This window comes from Streptomyces sp. NPDC091287, from assembly GCF_044768525.1.
Lineage (GTDB): Bacteria > Actinomycetota > Actinomycetes > Streptomycetales > Streptomycetaceae > Streptomyces.
The window spans coordinates 12,310-28,546 of sequence record NZ_JBIVUV010000005.1 but is presented as its reverse complement, the minus strand read 5'-3'; the positions used below and the strand labels follow the sequence as shown (position 1 = coordinate 28,546).

The 16,237-nt window shown below is 73.3% G+C and carries 15 protein-coding genes; 9 read left to right on the top strand and 6 right to left on the bottom strand.

The window, feature by feature from the left end; all coding sequences use genetic code 11:
* Positions 1 to 90: 90 nt before the first annotated feature.
* The 4 genes from ACIQRW_RS08935 to ACIQRW_RS08920 all read right to left on the bottom strand — a co-directional run bounded on the left by ACIQRW_RS08935 (position 91) and on the right by ACIQRW_RS08920 (position 6,798).
* Entirely contained in the window at positions 91 to 954 is an 864-nt protein-coding gene (locus ACIQRW_RS08935; RefSeq protein ID WP_403756490.1) for a calcium-binding protein, read from the bottom strand.
* Between the two features lie 210 nt (positions 955 to 1,164).
* Positions 1,165 to 2,043, bottom strand: a complete 879-nt coding sequence (locus tag ACIQRW_RS08930; protein ID WP_403756487.1) for a calcium-binding protein — start codon at positions 2,041 to 2,043, stop codon at positions 1,165 to 1,167.
* A gap of 180 nt (positions 2,044 to 2,223) precedes the next feature.
* Positions 2,224 to 5,427 carry a sacsin N-terminal ATP-binding-like domain-containing protein gene (locus ACIQRW_RS08925; RefSeq protein ID WP_403757399.1) on the bottom strand — a complete coding sequence of 1,068 codons (3,204 nt, stop codon included), beginning with the start codon at positions 5,425 to 5,427 and terminating at the stop codon, positions 2,224 to 2,226.
* Between the two features lie 495 nt (positions 5,428 to 5,922).
* A complete protein-coding gene (locus ACIQRW_RS08920; RefSeq protein WP_403757396.1) occupies positions 5,923 to 6,798 on the bottom strand; it encodes a DUF3027 domain-containing protein in 876 nt (291 codons plus the stop codon).
* Between the two features lie 473 nt (positions 6,799 to 7,271).
* Here ACIQRW_RS08920 and ACIQRW_RS08915 point away from each other — a divergent pair, with 473 nt between their 5' ends.
* The 5 genes from ACIQRW_RS08915 to ACIQRW_RS08895 are packed head-to-tail and all read left to right on the top strand — an operon-like array spanning position 7,272 to position 11,470.
* Positions 7,272 to 8,708, top strand: a complete 1,437-nt coding sequence (locus tag ACIQRW_RS08915) for an MFS transporter (protein WP_403756484.1) — start codon at positions 7,272 to 7,274, stop codon at positions 8,706 to 8,708.
* Between the two features lie 27 nt (positions 8,709 to 8,735).
* Positions 8,736 to 9,212 (top strand): DUF2771 domain-containing protein, encoded by a 477-nt coding sequence (locus ACIQRW_RS08910; RefSeq protein WP_403756482.1) that lies wholly within the window; start codon positions 8,736 to 8,738, stop codon positions 9,210 to 9,212.
* 52 nt (positions 9,213 to 9,264) lie between these two features.
* On the top strand, positions 9,265 to 9,960 hold the full coding sequence (locus ACIQRW_RS08905) for a futalosine hydrolase (RefSeq protein WP_403756479.1): 696 nt from the start codon (positions 9,265 to 9,267) through the stop codon (positions 9,958 to 9,960).
* Positions 9,950 to 10,810 carry a 1,4-dihydroxy-6-naphthoate synthase gene (locus ACIQRW_RS08900; protein ID WP_403756476.1) on the top strand — a complete coding sequence of 287 codons (861 nt, stop codon included), beginning with the start codon at positions 9,950 to 9,952 and terminating at the stop codon, positions 10,808 to 10,810. Before ACIQRW_RS08905 ends, ACIQRW_RS08900 begins: the two co-directional genes overlap by 11 nt.
* Before the next feature lie 39 nt (positions 10,811 to 10,849).
* A complete protein-coding gene (locus ACIQRW_RS08895) occupies positions 10,850 to 11,470 on the top strand; it encodes a hypothetical protein (protein ID WP_403756473.1) in 621 nt (206 codons plus the stop codon).
* Positions 11,471 to 11,515: 45 nt separating this feature from the next.
* Here ACIQRW_RS08895 and ACIQRW_RS08890 read toward each other — a convergent pair whose 3' ends face one another.
* Positions 11,516 to 11,899 (bottom strand): cold-shock protein, encoded by a 384-nt coding sequence (locus ACIQRW_RS08890; RefSeq protein ID WP_015610403.1) that lies wholly within the window; start codon positions 11,897 to 11,899, stop codon positions 11,516 to 11,518.
* 176 nt (positions 11,900 to 12,075) lie between these two features.
* On the opposite strand from ACIQRW_RS08890, the gene ACIQRW_RS08885 reads away from it, so the two are divergent.
* The gene (locus tag ACIQRW_RS08885) at positions 12,076 to 12,315 is read left to right on the top strand and encodes a hypothetical protein (protein WP_007452509.1); all 240 of its coding nucleotides are present in this window, start codon (positions 12,076 to 12,078) and stop codon (positions 12,313 to 12,315) included.
* A gap of 99 nt (positions 12,316 to 12,414) precedes the next feature.
* On the opposite strand, the gene ACIQRW_RS08880 is transcribed toward ACIQRW_RS08885, so the two are convergent.
* Positions 12,415 to 13,086, bottom strand: a complete 672-nt coding sequence (locus ACIQRW_RS08880) for an HAD family hydrolase (RefSeq protein ID WP_403756470.1) — start codon at positions 13,084 to 13,086, stop codon at positions 12,415 to 12,417.
* 167 nt (positions 13,087 to 13,253) lie between these two features.
* On the opposite strand from ACIQRW_RS08880, the gene ACIQRW_RS08875 reads away from it, so the two are divergent.
* Genes ACIQRW_RS08875 through ACIQRW_RS08865 form a run of 3 tightly spaced genes read left to right on the top strand, consistent with a single transcriptional unit; the run spans position 13,254 to position 16,236 of the window.
* The gene (locus tag ACIQRW_RS08875; protein WP_403756467.1) at positions 13,254 to 14,294 is read left to right on the top strand and encodes a FecCD family ABC transporter permease; all 1,041 of its coding nucleotides are present in this window, start codon (positions 13,254 to 13,256) and stop codon (positions 14,292 to 14,294) included.
* Positions 14,291 to 15,367 carry a FecCD family ABC transporter permease gene (locus ACIQRW_RS08870; RefSeq protein ID WP_403756464.1) on the top strand — a complete coding sequence of 359 codons (1,077 nt, stop codon included), beginning with the start codon at positions 14,291 to 14,293 and terminating at the stop codon, positions 15,365 to 15,367. Before ACIQRW_RS08875 ends, ACIQRW_RS08870 begins: the two co-directional genes overlap by 4 nt.
* On the top strand, positions 15,364 to 16,236 hold the full coding sequence (locus ACIQRW_RS08865; protein WP_403756461.1) for an ABC transporter ATP-binding protein: 873 nt from the start codon (positions 15,364 to 15,366) through the stop codon (positions 16,234 to 16,236). Before ACIQRW_RS08870 ends, ACIQRW_RS08865 begins: the two co-directional genes overlap by 4 nt.
* The last annotated feature ends 1 nt before the right edge of the window (position 16,237 follow it).

Below are 16,237 nucleotides of genomic sequence, written 5' to 3'. Positions count from 1 at the left end.
GGGCCGGACCCGCGCATCCCCCAGGAAGCACGGGCACGGGAAAGCCCCCGGGAGGACGGTGGTCCTCCCGGGGGCTTTCGCCTGTCGGTCCTACTTCACGTCGAGGAAGTCGCCCTTGGCCGAGACGGCCGGGGTGCTCGGCGTGCCGGCGAAGCTGTAGCGCCAGGTGCCGTCGGCCGAGGCCTTGACGGTGGTCTTCAGGGTGCCGGTGGAGCTGGTCTTGACCGTCTTGACGGTCGAGTAGCTCTTGGCGCCCTTCTTCTTGAACTGGAGCTTCACGGACTGCTTGCTGTAGCCCTTGTACGTGCCGGTGTCCCAGTTGGCACGGGTCAGCTTGCCGGTGACCGTGATGGTCTTGCCCTTCTTCACGGGCTCCGGGGAGGCGTTGACGGTCAGCTTGGAGAAGCGCTGGACGCGGACCTTGGAGACCGCGTCACGCTCCAGCTCCTGGCCGTCGTTGGCGCCGGCCGCCGCCCCGACGCGCCACCAGGTCGCGTCCGAGTTGAGCATCAGCCCCGGCGTGAGGGTGATGGTGCCCTTGCAGGTCGTGGTGGTCGTGTTGACCACCTTGCAGGAGATCGACTTCTCGTTCGGGCCGAAGCCGAAGCTGTCCTCGGCGTCGACGGACGAGCCGATCCAGATGAACGCGGCGGCACCGGCGATACCGGAGTCGTCGGTGGCCGTCACGGTGTAGGGCACCGTCACCTTCGACTTGGTGCCGACGACGATCGGCTTGCCGCCGTTGACGACCGCGGAGGTGATCTTGGCGTTGCCGGTGGCCTGCGCGGCCGCGCCGAACGCCTGCTTCGACTTCTCCCCGGCCGAGGGCTGGGGGGCTGTGACGCCGTGGTCCACGGTCCACGAACGACCGTCATCGGCCTGCGCGGCCGGTACTGCGAGAGCGGAAAGGGCCAGGGCGCCGGAAACGGCGGCCACGGTGGCACGAATACGCATGTGTCCCCAAGTGGAGAAGGGGTCCCGGGGCGCGCTTGTGTCGTCAGCCCGGCGGGACCCATCTGATCCATGAGCCTCTTGGCTCACAGGAACAGACGGACGAACCACGCGAATGGTTGTGCGATCTATGACTTTTTCGTGAAGACCGTTCGAGACGACCGTGTGCCCGCCGCAAGCCCGTAGGAGCCGACGGCGGGCGCACGACAGCCGCTACTTGACGTCGACGAAGTCACCGGCGGCCGAGACGGCCGGGGTGGTGGACGTACCGGCGAAGCTGTAGCGCCAGTAGCCGTCGGCCGAGGCCTTGACGGTCGTCTTCAGGGTGCCGGTGGAGCTGGTCCTGACGGTCTTGACCGTCGAGTAGCTCTTGGCGCCCTTCTTCTTGAACTGGAGCTTCACGGGCTGGTTGGTGTAGCCCTTGTACGTCTTGGTGTCCCAGTTGGCACGCGTGAGCTTGCCGGTCACGGTGAGGGTCTTGCCCTTCTTCACCGGCTCCGGGGAGGCTTTCACGGCCAGCTTGGAGAAGCGCTGGACGCGCGTCTTGGCCTGGGTGTCGTTCCAGATGAAGTCCTCGTCGCTGCCGGTGGCCGCGAGCGCCCCGACGCCGACCTTCCAGGAACCGGCGAGGCTGCTCGTGTGGAGGTCGTCGGACCGCGGGTCGACCGTGAACGAGACGGTGCAGGTGGAGGTGGTCGGGTCCACCGAGACCTTGCACGTGCCGATCGGCTCGGTGGGAACGAGGACGCCGTCGACCTCGTCGATGTGGCCGTGCCACAGGTAGGCGAACGCGTCGGCGATGCCGGACGACGAGGAGGCCGTGATCGCCACGGTGAACTTCTGCTTGGACTTCGTGCCGACCACGATGTCCTTGCCGCCGTTGACGACGACCTTCTTGATGACGGGTACTTCGGCGGTACGGTCGACGCGGGCCCCGGCGGCGGGCGCGCCGGACTCGGCGCCGAAGACCTCGGCGCCGGACGGCACGCTGAAGCCCGCCTCCGGCTTGCCGTCGGCCTGGACGGCGGGTACGGCGAGAGCGGAAAGGGCCAGGGCGCCGGAAACGGCGGCCACGGTGGCACGAATACGCATGTGTCCCCAAGTGGAGAAGGGGCCCCGGGGCGCGCTCGCGTCAACAGCCCGACGGGACCCGCTGTTGCTGTGAACCTGTTGGCTCACAGGAACAGACAGGCCGCACACGTGAACGGTTGTGCGAGGATGTGACTTTTCTGTGAAGCCCGCGCCCCCGCCGCGACCGCCGTTCGAGAGGCCTCAGTCGAACCAGCGGTCCCGGGCCAGCTCCTCCGTCCGGGACGGGTCCTCCAGCAGGGCCGCGACCTCGAAGCGGCGGGGCCACTGACCGGCCGCCCAGGCCAGGCCGGCCGCCACGCCCTCCAGGGTCGCGGCGTGGACGACCCCGTCCGGGGTGCGGCGCCAGTCCAGTTCGACGCCGCCCGCGCGGAGTTCGGGGTGTTCGACGTACGTGTCCGGGGTGCCGGGCCCGAGCAGGACGCGGACCGGCTCCGGTACGCGGTGCTCCTCGCCCTCGCTCGTCACGCCCGCCTCGATCGTCTCGCCGAGCCGCCGCACCTGGAGCAGCTCGGCCAACTCGGCGGCCCGGGAAGGGGCTACGGGGAGAAGTGGCAGCCCCTCCGTCAGCGGCAGCACATCGGGGGCGTCCGCGATCACGGCGTCCGCCGCGTCGACCACGGCCACGTCCCCGTCCACCACCGCACGCAGCTCGTCCGGCAACGTCACCTGGTCCGGGTCCAGTTCGGCCAGCGCCGTGTAGAGCGCGTGCAGTTGTACGGGGGTGACGGGCCGGTCCTCGTCGGCCAGCCGGCCCAGCAGTTCGGCCGCACCGCCCGGCTCGTCCAGCAGAGCCGCGACCGAGGTGCGCACGCCGAGGGCCCGCAGTACCTGGGTGTCGTCGAAGCCGGTCGCGTCCACCGCGTCGTACAGCCCGGTCAGCCGGGGGTCGCCGCCGGCCGCGCGCAGTCCGGCCGGGCGGCGGCCGTCCAGCACGGGGTGGTCGCGCAGCCACCACGCGGTGTACGGGCGCACCGACTGCGTCGTCCCGTCCGGGAGCAGCACCCGCACCGGCTGCGTCAGCGCGTCGCGCAGCGGGGGCTTCGCCAGCATCGCGAGCGCCTGCGGCCAGGCATCGTCGTCGACCAGGTCCAGATCCCGTACGGCGACGATCTCGGTGGCGACGGGCGGCACCGGGGTCTCGGGCAGCTGGTCCAGGAGGTCCTCGCACCAGACGTCGACGGCGTCCAGCAGCCCGGCGTCGTCGGGTTCGGCGAAGTCGCTTTCGCGGGGCTCCAGTTCGTCCGGGTCCAGGACGACGTCGGTGGCCCGCACGAGGGCGAAGGTGGCGAGCACCCCGCAGGCGGTGAGCGGGCCTTCACCCCAGCGGTCGGCCAGCTCCTGGTCGGCGAGGGCGAGTTCGCCCTCGCGCATGACCTGCGCGAACGGGCTCCCGGGGAGGACGAGTTCACCTGCCGGGGCCGGTTCGCCGTCCTCGTCGGGGAGGGCGAGCGCGCCGAGCCAGGGCTCGTCGCCGGGGGCCAGCTCGGCGTCCCGGACCAGGGTGAGCACGGTCTCGGCCAGCTCGTCAACGTCGAGCGCGTCCTCGTCCCAGATCTCCCCCGCGTCCAGCGAACCGGCGACGGCCGCCCGCACCTGAGGGGTCGTCAGCACGGCGCGCGGTGTGGCGGGCAGGGCCCCGAGCTTCTCCAGCAGCGGGTGCGCGGCGTCCGGGTGGGCCACCTTCAGCCCGAGCCGGGAGAGCCGGGCGAGGACGGGGCCGGTGAGCGCGTCCGGGAGCGGCAGCAGGATCTGCCGCGGTCCGATCGTGGTGCGCGGCGGACGGCCCGCCCGCTCGTCGTCCGGGTCGCCCGCGAGGGGGACGGGGAGGCCGCTGAGCCGGTCGGGGTCGGTGCCCGCGAGGCTGTCGTAGAGCCGGTGCCACCAGGCGGGGTCGCGCTCCAGACCGGCGAGGCGGTCGATGGCCTCGGTCAGGGGGACGCGGGCGACGCCCAGGGTGCGCAGCTCGGTGCGCCGCTCCAGGCCCGCGGGCAGCAGACAGGGCAGCACCTCGGCGAGCACCCGTACGGTCTCGGCCCCGACGCCCTCGACGACCTCCGCCTCCACGGGCCGCAGGGCGGCGGTGCTCTCCGTACGGTCCTCGTCCCGGTCCCAGTCGTCCGCCCAGCCAGGCTCGGCCTCGGGGTCCCGGGGCGCGGCGGGCTCCAGGAACGCGACCCGGGGCAGCCGGGCCAGGATCGCACCGCGCAGGGCCCCGTCCAGGCCGCCCTTGCCCAGCGGCCCCGGCACCAGGTCGATGGTCCCGGTCGACACGGGCCGCCAGGAGCCCAGCAGCTCCGCGTACGCGTCGGCCGCCCGCTCCACCAGGAATTCGGTCAGCGGCCCCGGCGCGGGGTGCCTGCGGGCGGTGTCCAGCGGGAGGGAGGCGATGAGCAGGGCGGGGATGCCGAGCGGCTCGTCGGTGGGCGTCGGGGCGTGCACGACGGGTGCGGTACGGGGGTGGAGCGGGGCGCCCGCCTCGTCGACCGGCACCGCCCAGGTCACCGACCAGTGCGGGCGCAGCCGCTCCTCGACCGGGCGGTCGGCCAGCAGGGCGGGCTCGATGGGCCCGTGGTGGAGCACGGTGCGCCAGCGGCCCAGACCGCGGGCGGAGTCGTCGATGTGCGTGTACGGGCCGTGGGCCGAACGGCTGAGGGTCCTCGTCCCGTCCCGGGTCTCGATGACGACCTCGTCCAGGCCGGGCAGGGTGAGCAGGAGCGCGTCGTCCACCGCGGCCAGCAGCCGGGCCACCAGGTCCTCGGCGGTGCCGTCGCGCAGCGGCAGCACGACGACGGTGTCGTACCCGTCGGGCGCGGAGCCCTCGGCGGGCAGCGGCAGGCGCAGCAGCGGTACGTGTCCGTCGCGGCGGCGCAGCTCGTCGCCGAGGCCGGGGCTGCCGACGGCCGCCTCCCGGGCCAGCTCGCGCGCCTCGGCCAGGGACCAGCGCACACCGCCGTGCCGGCCGAGCACCGCGGGCTCGTCGCTGACCGCGAGGACGGCGGCGAACCCGACGCCGAAGCGGCCGACGGAGGACTCGTGGCCCTCACGCTTGGCGGAGGCCCGCAGGGTGCTCAGGGACTCCACACCGGTGGCGTCGAGCGGCGCGCCGGTGTTCGCGGCGGCCAGCACGCAGCGGTTGTCCGGGTCGCCGGGGGAGGCGGGGTGCAGGGTGAGACGGAGCTTGCCGGGGACGCCGGCGCGGGCGGCGGCGTCGGCCGCGTTCTGGGCCAGCTCGACGACGAGGCGGTCGCGGTAGCCGCCGAGCGCGAGGTCCTCCTCGGCGTTGGCGTCCTCCCGGAACCGGGCGGGCCCGGCCCCCCAGGCGTCGAGCACGCCGCGCCGCAGCCGTGCCGTCCCGAACGGATCGGCCCCCTCGGTCGCCTTCATGCTCACGCTCTCGACTCCGTCCGCTGGGTGGGGACCGCGTATGCCTGTGCGGCCCAGTGTGCGCCCGAAGGTACCGCGCGCGCCGCCTCCGCCCTACCGACAAGCCCGGCCATCCCAGCCCGCCCCGCGCCCTCGGTCACCGGCGAGCCCGCCACTTCCAGCCCGCCCGGCACCCTCGGCGACCCGCAAGCCCGGCCATCCCAGCCCGCCCCGCGCCCTCGGCGAATCGCAAGCCCGCCACTTCCAGCCCGTCCGGCGTTTGAGGACGGAACCCTTGCGCGGGTGGTCCCGCACGGGAGAAGGCCCCTGGGGCCCGGCACCCCGCAGCGGCACCCGCCACCACAGCGACGGTTCCGTCCTCAAACGCCGGACGGGCTGGAAACGTGGTCACCGCCGCACGATTGGGTGGAGACCCAGCCGGACGGGCTGGAGTGGTCACCGACGGACGGAGAGATCAAGCCCGTCCGGCGATTGAGGACAACGTGCGCGCCCCCCTCAGGAGTGACCCAGGTCCTCCGACGCCCCGTCCGTCTCGGCCGGCACGGAGCCCCCGCCGCGCTCCGGCCGCAGCGAGTACGTGTCCACCCGCATCGTGTCCAGTGCGTGCGGCGCCGGCTTCGGCGGCGTCGGCATCACCGCGGCCTCCGAGTGCCCACCGCAGCCGTACGCCAGCGACACCACATGCCCGTCCGCCGGGCCGAACTCGTTCGCGCACACCCCGAAGGCCTGCTTCAGGGAGCCCGCCATCGGGATCAGGAACGCGCAGCTGACGCACGTCGCCGGGGCCGCCTGGGCCATCGGCGTCTTCGGGCCGAACGCCTCGTCCCAGCGGTCGGCCGCCGCGTACAGCCCGTACCGGGACAGCACCCGCGCCCGGCGCGTACCCAGCTCCTCGGCCACCGCGGCGATGGAACCCCGGCTGGTCGCGGCCACCGGCCGGTCCGTCAGCTCGGCGTCCTCCGAGTCGACCAGCTCCGCCAGCTCCCGGGAGACCACGGAGTTCGGCGGCGGCTCGTCCTCGCCGGTCCAGCCGGGCTCCAGGCGCAGGTCCTCCGCCTCGGTGGGCAGCAGGTCGCCGGGGCCCATGTCGCCGGGGCGCAGCCGCTCGCTCCACGGCACCCACTCCGGCGCCAGGACCGCGTCGTCCCCCGGCAGCAGCACCGTTTCGTCCAGGGTGACGTTCTTCGCGCGGGAGGCCCGCGCCACCGTCACCGCCCAGCGCCAGCCCCGGTACCCGGGCTCCTTGGCCTCGAAGTAGTGCGTGACGACCCGGTCTCCCTCGGAGACCACGCCGATGTGCTCACCGACCACACCGGGCGCGGCGGCCTCTTCCGCGGCCGCACGCGCGAGGTCCACCGCCTCGGCGCACAGGCGGTCGGGAACGGGGGTCCGGGCCGTACGGCTTCGCGTCGTCGTCGCAGCACTCACAGGTCTTCGCTTCTCTCCATACGCCAGTCTCACGAGCGCGCCAGCTGCTGCACGATTGCCGTTTCGGCCAGACAAGTGCGGGCGGAGCGGACCTGGGGGCCGCGTCGACGTCCACACCCGTTGTGCCTGCCTCGGGCGCGCCTTCTGCCACCCATTCTGCGGGATCGCCGAGAGGCGCGCGGCCAAGAACAACCGCCGGTGGCGCGTTACGCACGCTACCCTCTCCGCCGCGCTGCGCCCACCTGCCCGTCCCAAACGTGCCGTATCCGTTCCCGTCGGCTTCCCGCCGATGCCGCTCGGACGGCGGTGGCGGCAGGGCCCCGGAGGGTTCCGGCGCGCTCGTCCGACAGGGCGTCACACGCGCGTCCGCGGCCGATCACCGTTCATACCGGCCAGGGTTGGGGCACTATGACGGGGTGACTGCCGCCAGGTCGCACGACGGTCCCGGCCCGCTCCGCAGGGCGGGACGGGCGACGGGCCATGCCCTGCGCGCCCCGTTCACCGGCACGGCGCGCGGTATCCGCAAGGCGACGCACGCCCACGGCGCGGGGGAATCCGGTCTCGGAAAACTGATCGAACTGCACGCGGTGAACGGCGCGGGCGACGTCATGATCACGGTCGCGCTCGCCTCCACCGTCTTCTTCTCGGTGCCCACGGACGAGGCACGGGGCAGGGTGGCCCTCTACCTCGCCATCACCATGGCCCCCTTCACTCTGCTCGCCCCGGTGATCGGCCCGCTCCTGGACCGGCTGCCGCACGGCCGGCGCGCCGCGATGGCGGGCGCGATGCTGGCCCGGGCACTGCTGGCGATCACCATGTCGGGCGCTGTCGCCACGGGGGGCCTGGAGCTGTATCCGGCCGCGCTGGGCGTCCTGGTCTCGTCGAAGGCGTACGGCGTGGTGCGCAGCGCGGTCGTGCCACGGCTGCTGCCACCGAAGTTTTCCCTGGTGAAGGCCAACTCCCGGGTGACCCTGGCGGGGCTGCTGGCGACCGGGGTGGCGGCCCCGATCGGGGCGGGCCTCCAGACCATCGGCTCTCCGTGGCCGCTCTACGGCGCCTGCGCGATCTTCGTCGCGGGCACGTTCCTCGCCTTCACCCTGCCGCACAAGGTCGACTCCGCGAAGGGCGAGCGCCGGGCGCGGCTGATCGTCCCGCACCACGAGGACGCCACGCCGCGGCCCGCCCCCGGCAGGGGCAGCACCCGGGCGGGTCTCCGCAGGAGCGGCAACGGGGAGAAACCGGCCAAGGAGCGGCCGCCGGGCCTGCGGTCCGTCGGCGGGTCCGTCCTGCACGGGCTCCAGGCCAACGCCGCGCACCGGGCCCTCTCCGGCTTCCTCATCTTCTTCCTGGCGTTCCTGCTGCGCGAGCACCCGCTGGCCGGGCAGAGCGCGGCGGTCTCGCTCGGCATCGTCGGCGTGGCGGCGGGCGTCGGCAACGCCTGCGGCACGGCGGTGGGCTCCTGGCTGCGGGCCCGCGGCCCCGAGGTGATCATCGCGACGGTGCTGGGGCTCGCGCTGAGCGTGGCGGTCCTGGCCGCGGTCTTCTTCTCCACCGTGCTGGTCGCCGCGCTCGGCGCGGTCGCCGGCTTCACCCAGGCCCTGTCCAAGCTGTCGCTCGACGCGATGATCCAGCGGGACGTGCCCGAGGAGGTCCGCACCTCCGCGTTCGCCCGGTCCGAGACGTTGCTCCAGATGGCGTGGGTGGTCGGCGGCGGCATCGGCATCGCCCTGCCGCTCAACGCGGTGCTCGGCATGTCGGTCGCCGCGGGCATTCTCGCGCTCGGCGCGGCCACGGCCGTACGGGGCCTCCTGGGGGCCGCGCGGCGCGGCACGCCGCACCCCCGCGTGGCATGAGCGGAGGCGACCGATAGCCTTCGGCCCATGACCGTTGCGTTCTTCTCCGGTAAGGGCCGTCGAATCGGCGTCGCTCTTGGTGCCGTGTCCGCGGGACTCCTTGTCCTGTCCGCCTGCGACAAGCCGACGCCGCTCGCCACCGTGACGGTCGGCAGCGACTCGGTGAACACCGAGGCCGCCTGCTACAACGACGGCGAGGCGATCAAGGAGTCCCTGATCCAGGGCTGCCTGAACAAGAAGGCCGAGAAGTCCCTCACGGTCTCCATGGACGACAAGGTCCGCTTCGGCGTCGACCCCGAGATCGCCGAGAACGGCTGGACGCTCTTCATCAACGGCCAGCAGGCCGAGCAGGAGCCGTACAAGAAGACCTACCGGACGATCCCCGGCAGCGCCTTCTTCGCCAGCCAGACGGGCCAGCCGTCCGAGAAGACGAACATCTCCATCGTGGAGACCAAGGGCAAGAAGCTCACGGGCATCTGGCAGTTCGAGCTCAAGAAGGACTGACCCGCTTACCCAAGAGCGCCCTTCCCCCGTCCTCGACCCTGAGGCTGTACCCGTGCGTGTGCTGGTCGTGACCGCTGTCCCGGTGGAACGGGACGCGGTCACGCGTGCGTTCGGGGGCACGCCGGAGACGGTGGCACTGCCGGGGGGCGAGCTGCACCGCGGCGGCGCGTTCGACGTCCTGGCGGGCGGTGCCGGCCCGGCCGCCGCCGCGGCGGCCACCGCCTTCGCCCTGGCGTCGGCGTCCGCGCCGTACGGGCTCGTCGTCTCGGCCGGGATCGGCGGGGCGTTCACCCCGCTGACGCCGCTCGGCTCGCTGGTCGTGGCGAGCGACATCGTCGCCGCCGACCTGGGCGCCGACACCCCTGACGGCTTCCTGCCCGTCACCGCGCTCGGCTTCGGCCGGGACCGCTTCACCGCCCCGCCCACGCTCGTACGGGAGGTGGCGGCCGCCGCGGGCGCCGCCGCCGGACCCGTCCTCACCGTCTCCACCGTGACGGGCACCGCCGAGCGCGCGGGCGCCCTGCTCGCCGCGCACCCGGGGGCGCTGGCCGAGGCGATGGAGGGCTTCGGGGTCGCGGAGGCCGCCGCCCGAGCCGGTGTGCCCGTCATGGAGCTGCGTGCCGTGTCGAACGCCGTGGGCCCCCGCGACCGGGACGCCTGGCGCATCGGTGACGCGCTGGCGGCGCTCACGGACGCGTTCGGGAAGATCGCACCCGTACTGGAAGGTTGGAACCGGCATGACCACTGAAGCGAACCCGGACCCGATCGAGATCGCCTTCTCCCCCTGCCCCAACGACACCTTCGTCTTCGACGCCTGGGCGCACGGCAGGGTCCCCGGCGCGCCCGCGCCGGCCGTGACCTTCGCCGACATCGACATCACCAACGGGATGGCCGAGCGCGGTGAGCTGGACGTCCTGAAGGTGTCCTACGCCGTGCTGCCGTGGGTGCTCGACGACTACGCGCTGCTGCCGTGCGGCGGGGCGCTGGGCCGGGGCTGCGGTCCGCTGGTCCTCACCAAGGAGCTGGGTCTCGACCTGACCGGCCGGACCGTCGCCGTGCCGAGCGAGCGCTCGACGGCGTACCTGTTGTTCCGGCTCTGGGCGGCGGAGATGGTGCCTGGCGGCGTCGGCGAGGTCGTCGTGATGCCGTTCGACGAGATCATGCCCGCCGTCCGGGACGGCAAGGTCGACGCCGGCCTGGTCATCCACGAGGCCCGCTTCACGTACCGGAACTTCGGTCTGCACAACCTCGCCGACATGGGCCGGCACTGGGAGGACACCACGGGCCTCCCGATCCCCCTCGGCGCGATCATCGCGAAGCGCTCCCTCGGCGAGGAGACCCTGCGCCGCCTCGCCGACACGATCCGCAGCTCGGTCCGGCTGGCCTGGGACAGCCCGGAGGTCTCCCGGCCCTACGTCCTGGAGCACGCCCAGGAGATGGACCCGGCCGTGGCGGACCAGCACATCGGGCTGTACGTCAACGAGTTCACCGGCGACCTCGGTGAGGACGGCTACGCGGCGATCCGCGGCCTGCTGACCCGCGCGGCGGCCGAGGGACTGGTACCGCCGCTGGGCCCGGACGCGCTGGCGTTCCCCTGAGCGGACCGGGCGGACCGACGGACCGGAAGGACACCCCACGTGCACACGTCGACCGCGTCGACCGCCCCGTTCACCCTGGCGTTCTGGAAGGAAGGCCGCACCCACGAGCAGCGGGCGGGCTACCGGGGCACGGCGGCGGAGTTCGGCGAGATCGTCCTCACCGCCCCGCTGCCCCGGAAGTACACCCCGGACAGCGTGGTCTCCGAGGTGCGCGGCCCGTCGGTCCCCACGGCGGTGTTCGAGACCCGCGGCATCCACACCGAGGCCGCCGACCTGCCGACGCTCAACCGCTCGGTGCTCCGGGTCGGCGACGCCATGGTGCACCTGCGGCGCAACCGCTTCGGTCTGACGCGCCGGGCCCGCGCCCTGCACTTCCGGTACGGCGGCGACCACTACCGGCTGCGGGCGGTGAACCGGAAGCAGTTCGTCCTGGTACGCCGGGCCGATGACGAGGATCCCGGCGTCTCCCTCACCGCGAAGCTGTCCGGGCTCGGCAGCGGCAGGAAGCTGGTGGTGCGGACGGTGGGCCGGGCCGTGGCCGCGGACATCGTGCTCGTCACGCTCTTCGCCGGTGTCGACCGCGCGCCGCTGACCCGCTCGGGCGCTGTGCGCGCGGCCCTGGGAAGGTCCACCCGGCTCTTCGCGGAGAGCCAGGCCTGACCGGCGGGGGCCGCGCCGCTACAGCGCCTCGGCGGGTCGCGTCCGCTACACGTCGAGCTGGTCGGCGACCGCCCTCAGCAGGCCCGCGATCTTCGCGCCGGATGCCTTGTCGGGGTAGCGGCCCCGCTCCAGCTGCGGCGTGATGTTCTCCAGAACCGTCGTCAGGTCCTGCACGATCGACGCCAGCTCGTCCGGCTTGCGGCGCTGCGCGGCCGCTACGGAGGGGGTGGGGTCGAGGACCACCACGGAAAGGGCCTGGTCGCCGCGCTGGCCCGCGACCACGCCGAATTCCACGCGCTGGCCGGGCTTGAGGGCGTCGACTCCGGCAGGGAGAACCGACGAGTGGACGAAGACGTCGCCGCCGTCGTCGCGGGAGAGGAAGCCGAAGCCCTTCTCGCTGTTGAACCACTTGACCTTGCCGGTGGGCACGTCTGTCCTCGTCCTCGTACTCGTCGGTGTGCGGAAGAGCCGGTCCCCGGGGAAAACGGCTCCGGATAGCAGTACAGCGGGTCACCGTGACCCGCCCGGTCTTAGGCTAATGGGCCCCCGGCCGGTGACAAGACGTCGCCGGAGAGTTCCTCCGGGCTGGGAACTACCCTGGTCGCGTGAGTACTACTCCTTCAGGCGCAGGTGACCGGCTCGTTCAGGTCGGCGCGATCGTCTTTTTCGTCGGCGCACTGGCCACACTGGTCACGGTCGCCCCACTTTTCCTGGGCACGGACCCGTTCCCTCCGGTCGCGTACGCGGTCTGCATGCTGATGGGCGTCGGGTTCCTCATCGCCGGGGCGGGCGTCGTGCGCTCGGCCTGGGTCAGCTCCCCGAAACGGGCCGCGAACCGCGCCTGACACCCCTCCGCGTCACGCCACCCCGGCCGCCTCGAAGCGCCTCACGCCACCCCGGCAGGCCCGAAGCGCCTCACGCCACCCCGGCGGCCCCGAAGCGCGTCACGCCACCCGGTCCGCCTCGAAGGCGGCCAGCCAGGCCGGGAATCCCGTCAGGTCCTCCAGCACCACGTCCGCGCCCGCCGTCCGCAGCTCCGCCGCGTCGCACGGGCCGGTCGTCACCGCGACCGACAGCGCTCCGGCCGCCCGGGCCCCGCGCACGTCCCCGGTGTGGTCGCCGACGTACACCTGCGCGCCGTGCTCGCGCAGGGCCTCGCCCTTGGCCTCCGCCCACAGCCAGCCGACCACCGTGTCCGGCTCGATGCCGAGGTGGGCCAGGTGCAGCTTCGCGTTCGGCTCGTACTTCGCCGTGACGACGATCGCCCGGCCACCGAGCGCCCGCACCGCCGCCACCGACTCCCGCGCCCCGGCGAGGGCCGTGCTCGGGGCTATCGCGTGGTCGGGGTAGATCTCCCGGTAGCGGTCGCCGGCGGCGGCCACCTCGTCGGCCGGGAACCAGTGCGCCAGCTCCGTCTCCAGCGGCGGGCCGATCCGGCTCACCACCAGGTCGACGTCGATCTCCACCCCCGTCTCCGCGGACAGCGCCCGGTAGGCGGCGGCGATGCCGGGGCGGGAGTCGACGAGCGTCATGTCGAGGTCGAAGCCGACCGTCAGAGGGCGTCGAGGGGAGTGCTGAAGCGGCTGCTGGGGAGTGTTCTGATCCGGGGAAGTCATGTCTGCCATTGTGCCGACCGGCCGCGGGCGGCCCCGAAGCCCCCGTCGGCCCCGAAATGCCGCCGCTTAGACTGAGACGCGCACTTAGCCAAGCCTTACCGTCCTGGCCCAGCGCTCCAGCGTTCCCTCCCGTTCCGTCACGTCCGCGTCCGTCCCGATTGGGTGAAATGTCAGCGTCAGCGCCCGTGCGGACCGCCGCGCCACCCCGTACGCCCCGCCTCTCCCGACGCGCGGGCTCGACGGCCGCGGCCGTGCTCGCCCTGCTGCTGGCGGTCCTGCTGAGCCTCGCCGTGGGGGCGCGTTCCATCCCTCCGGGCGAGGTGTTCGACGTCCTGCTGCACGGCGGGCACTCCGACGCCGCCGAGGTGATCCGCACGATGCGGGTGCCGCGCACGCTCATCGGGCTGATGGTCGGCGCGGCGCTGGCCCTCGCGGGCACGGTGCTCCAGGGGATCACCCGTAACCCCATCGCCGATCCGGGCATCCTCGGCATCAGCCAGGGCGCTTCGGTGGCGGTGGTGGTGGCGATCGCGTTCGCGGGGGTCCACACGCTCACCGGGTACGTGTGGTTCGCCTTCGTGGGCGCGGCGATCGCCTCCGTCGCGGTGTACGCCATCGCCTCCAGCGGGCGCGGCGGCGCGACCCCGGTGAAGCTCGCGCTCGGCGGCGCGGCGATCAACGCGCTCCTTGTGTCGGTGACGGTGGGCATCCTCACGACGAACGCCGCCGCGCTGGACGAGTTCCGCTTCTGGCAGGTCGGCTCGATCGCGGGGCGGGAGTCGGACGTCGTGCAGCAGGTGTGGCCGTTCCTCCTCGTCGGAGTGGTCCTCGTGCTCTCCGTCGCCCGCGGCCTGGACGCGCTCGCGCTCGGCGAGGACGTGGCGAAGGGGCTCGGGCAGAACGTCGCCGCGGTCCGGATCGTCGGCGGTGTCGGGGCGACCGTGCTGACCGGGGTCGGGGTCGCCGCCGCCGGGCCGATCGCGTTCATCGGCCTCGCCGTCCCGCACATCGCCCGCGCGGTCGTCGGCAACGACCACCGCTGGGTGCTGCCCATGGCGGCGCTGATCGGGCCCGTGATGCTGCTGGTCTCGGACGTCGTCGGCCGGATCGTCTTCCCGCCGAGCGAGGTCCCCGCGGGTGTGATGACGGCCCTGATCGGGGTGCCGTTCCTGGTCGCCCTCGTACGCCGGAAGGCGGTGCCCGCGTGAACGGGACGTCAACGACCGTACGGGTCCGGCCCGCCGGCTACTCCGTAGTGAAGGCCGGTCCGCGCGGCCGGTTCCTGCTGCACCGGCGGGCCTCCGCCGTCGCCGCCGCCCTCGTCGTGCTCCTGGCCGCCGTCTGCGTCGTCTACCTCTGCGTCGGCGAGAGCTTCGTCGCACCCGGCGAGGTCGTGAAGGTGATCCTCGGGCAGCCGTCGTCGGCCGAGCTGGTCGTGGGCACGCTGCGGCTGCCGCGCATGGTCGTCGGGCTGCTGGTGGGCGCCGCGTTCGGGATCGCCGGGGCGCTGATCCAGACAGTGGCCCGCAACCCGCTGGCCAGCCCCGACATCATCGGCATCAGCCAGGGCGCCAGCGCGCTCACGGTCGGCGCGATGACCTTCGGCATCACCTCGTACACCGTCCTGCCCTACCTCTCCGTCGTCGGCGGCATCGCGGCGGCGGCCCTCGTGTACGTCTTCGCGTGGCGCGGCGGCCTGCACGCCACCCGCTTCGTCCTCATCGGCATCGGATTCGCCATCGCGCTGCGGTCGGTGACCACGCTGTTCCTGACCAAGGGCGACTACCTGGTCGCCCAACAGGCGCAGATCTGGATGACCGGTTCGCTGAACGGGCGCGGCTGGTCGGAGGCCGCCCCGATCGGCTGGACGCTGCTGATCCTGCTGCCCGCCATCGCCTGGGCGGCCCGCGCGCAGCGCACCGTCGCGATGGACGACGACACCGCCATCGCGCTGGGCGTGCGCCTGGGGCGCGTACGGCTCGGACTCGTCGCGCTCGGCGTGGTCCTGGCGTCCGTGGCGACGGGCACGGCGGGCCCGGTGGACTTCGTTGCGCTGCTCGCCCCGCAGGTCGCCCGCCGGTTGACCCGGACCGCGCAGATCCCGCTGCTGTCCTCGGCGCTGCTGGGCGCGGTGATCGTCGTCCTCGGCGACCTGCTCGCCCGCAAGATGTTCTCGCCCACCGAACTGCCGGTGGGTGTCCTCACGGCGGCGGTCGGCGCCCCGTACCTGATCTGGCTGATCATCCGCGGTCACCGCGGCCGCAGTGGAGGCACCGCATGAGCCCGAGCCCGACGACCGACACGGCGCAGCGGACCGGCAGGCTCGCCGCGCGCTCCCTGACCCTCGCGTACGAGGACCGCACCGTGGTCCACGAACTGGACCTCACCGTGCCCGACGGGCAGGTCACCGTCATCGTCGGCCCGAACGCCTGCGGCAAGTCCACCACCCTGCGGGCGCTCGGCCGGCTGCTGAAGCCGCGCGGCGGGGCGGTCCTGCTGGACGGTACGGAGCTGGCCCGGATACCCACGAAGCAGATCGCCCGGTCCATCGGGCTGCTCCCGCAGACCCCGGTCGCTCCCGAGGCGATCACCGTCTCCGACCTGGTCGCCCGGGGCCGTCAGCCCCACCAGAGCTGGTGGCAGCAGTGGTCGGACGAGGACGAGCGGGCGGTGACCGACGCGATGGCCCGTACCGACGTCACGGCGCTGGCCGACCGGTCGGTGGACGAGCTGTCGGGCGGTCAGCGTCAGCGGGTGTGGATCGCGATGGCGCTGGCCCAGGAGACGGACCTGCTGCTGCTCGACGAGCCGACGACGTATCTCGACATCGCGCACCAGGTGGAAGTCCTGGACCTGGTACGCCAGTTGGCTTCTCCTGCCGAGGACGGCACCCGGGGCCGCACGGTCGTCACCGTGCTCCACGACCTCAACCAGGCCGCCCGGTACGCGGACCGTCTGGTCGCCATGAAGGAGGGCCGGATCGTCGCCGAGGGCCGGCCCGGGGACGTCGTCACCGCCGAGCTCGTCGCCGAGGTCTTCGGCCTGGAGGCGGTGATCGTCCCGGACCCGGTGACGGGGTCGCCGCTCGTCGTCCCAAGCGCCCCCTGGACCCCGTCCCCGGTGGTCTCCCCCTCCCAGAAAGGTCTGTGAC

Bases quoted from the DNA above. Each gene is read 5' to 3' on its own strand.
- ACIQRW_RS08935 (WP_403756490.1), bottom strand. From the start codon at position 954: ATGCGTATTCGTGCCACCGTGGCCGCCGTTTCCGGCGCCCTGGCCCTT.
- ACIQRW_RS08930 (WP_403756487.1), bottom strand. From the start codon at position 2,043: ATGCGTATTCGTGCCACCGTGGCCGCCGTTTCCGGCGCCCTGGCCCTT.
- ACIQRW_RS08925 (WP_403757399.1), bottom strand. From the start codon at position 5,427: ATGAAGGCGACCGAGGGGGCCGATCCGTTCGGGACGGCACGGCTGCGG.
- ACIQRW_RS08910 (WP_403756482.1), top strand. From the start codon at position 8,736: ATGACCGTTGCGTTCTTCTCCGGTAAGGGCCGTCGAATCGGCGTCGCT.
- ACIQRW_RS08900 (WP_403756476.1), top strand. From the start codon at position 9,950: ATGACCACTGAAGCGAACCCGGACCCGATCGAGATCGCCTTCTCCCCC.
- ACIQRW_RS08880 (WP_403756470.1), bottom strand. From the start codon at position 13,086: ATGACTTCCCCGGATCAGAACACTCCCCAGCAGCCGCTTCAGCACTCC.
- ACIQRW_RS08875 (WP_403756467.1), top strand. From the start codon at position 13,254: ATGTCAGCGTCAGCGCCCGTGCGGACCGCCGCGCCACCCCGTACGCCC.
- ACIQRW_RS08865 (WP_403756461.1), top strand. From the start codon at position 15,364: ATGAGCCCGAGCCCGACGACCGACACGGCGCAGCGGACCGGCAGGCTC.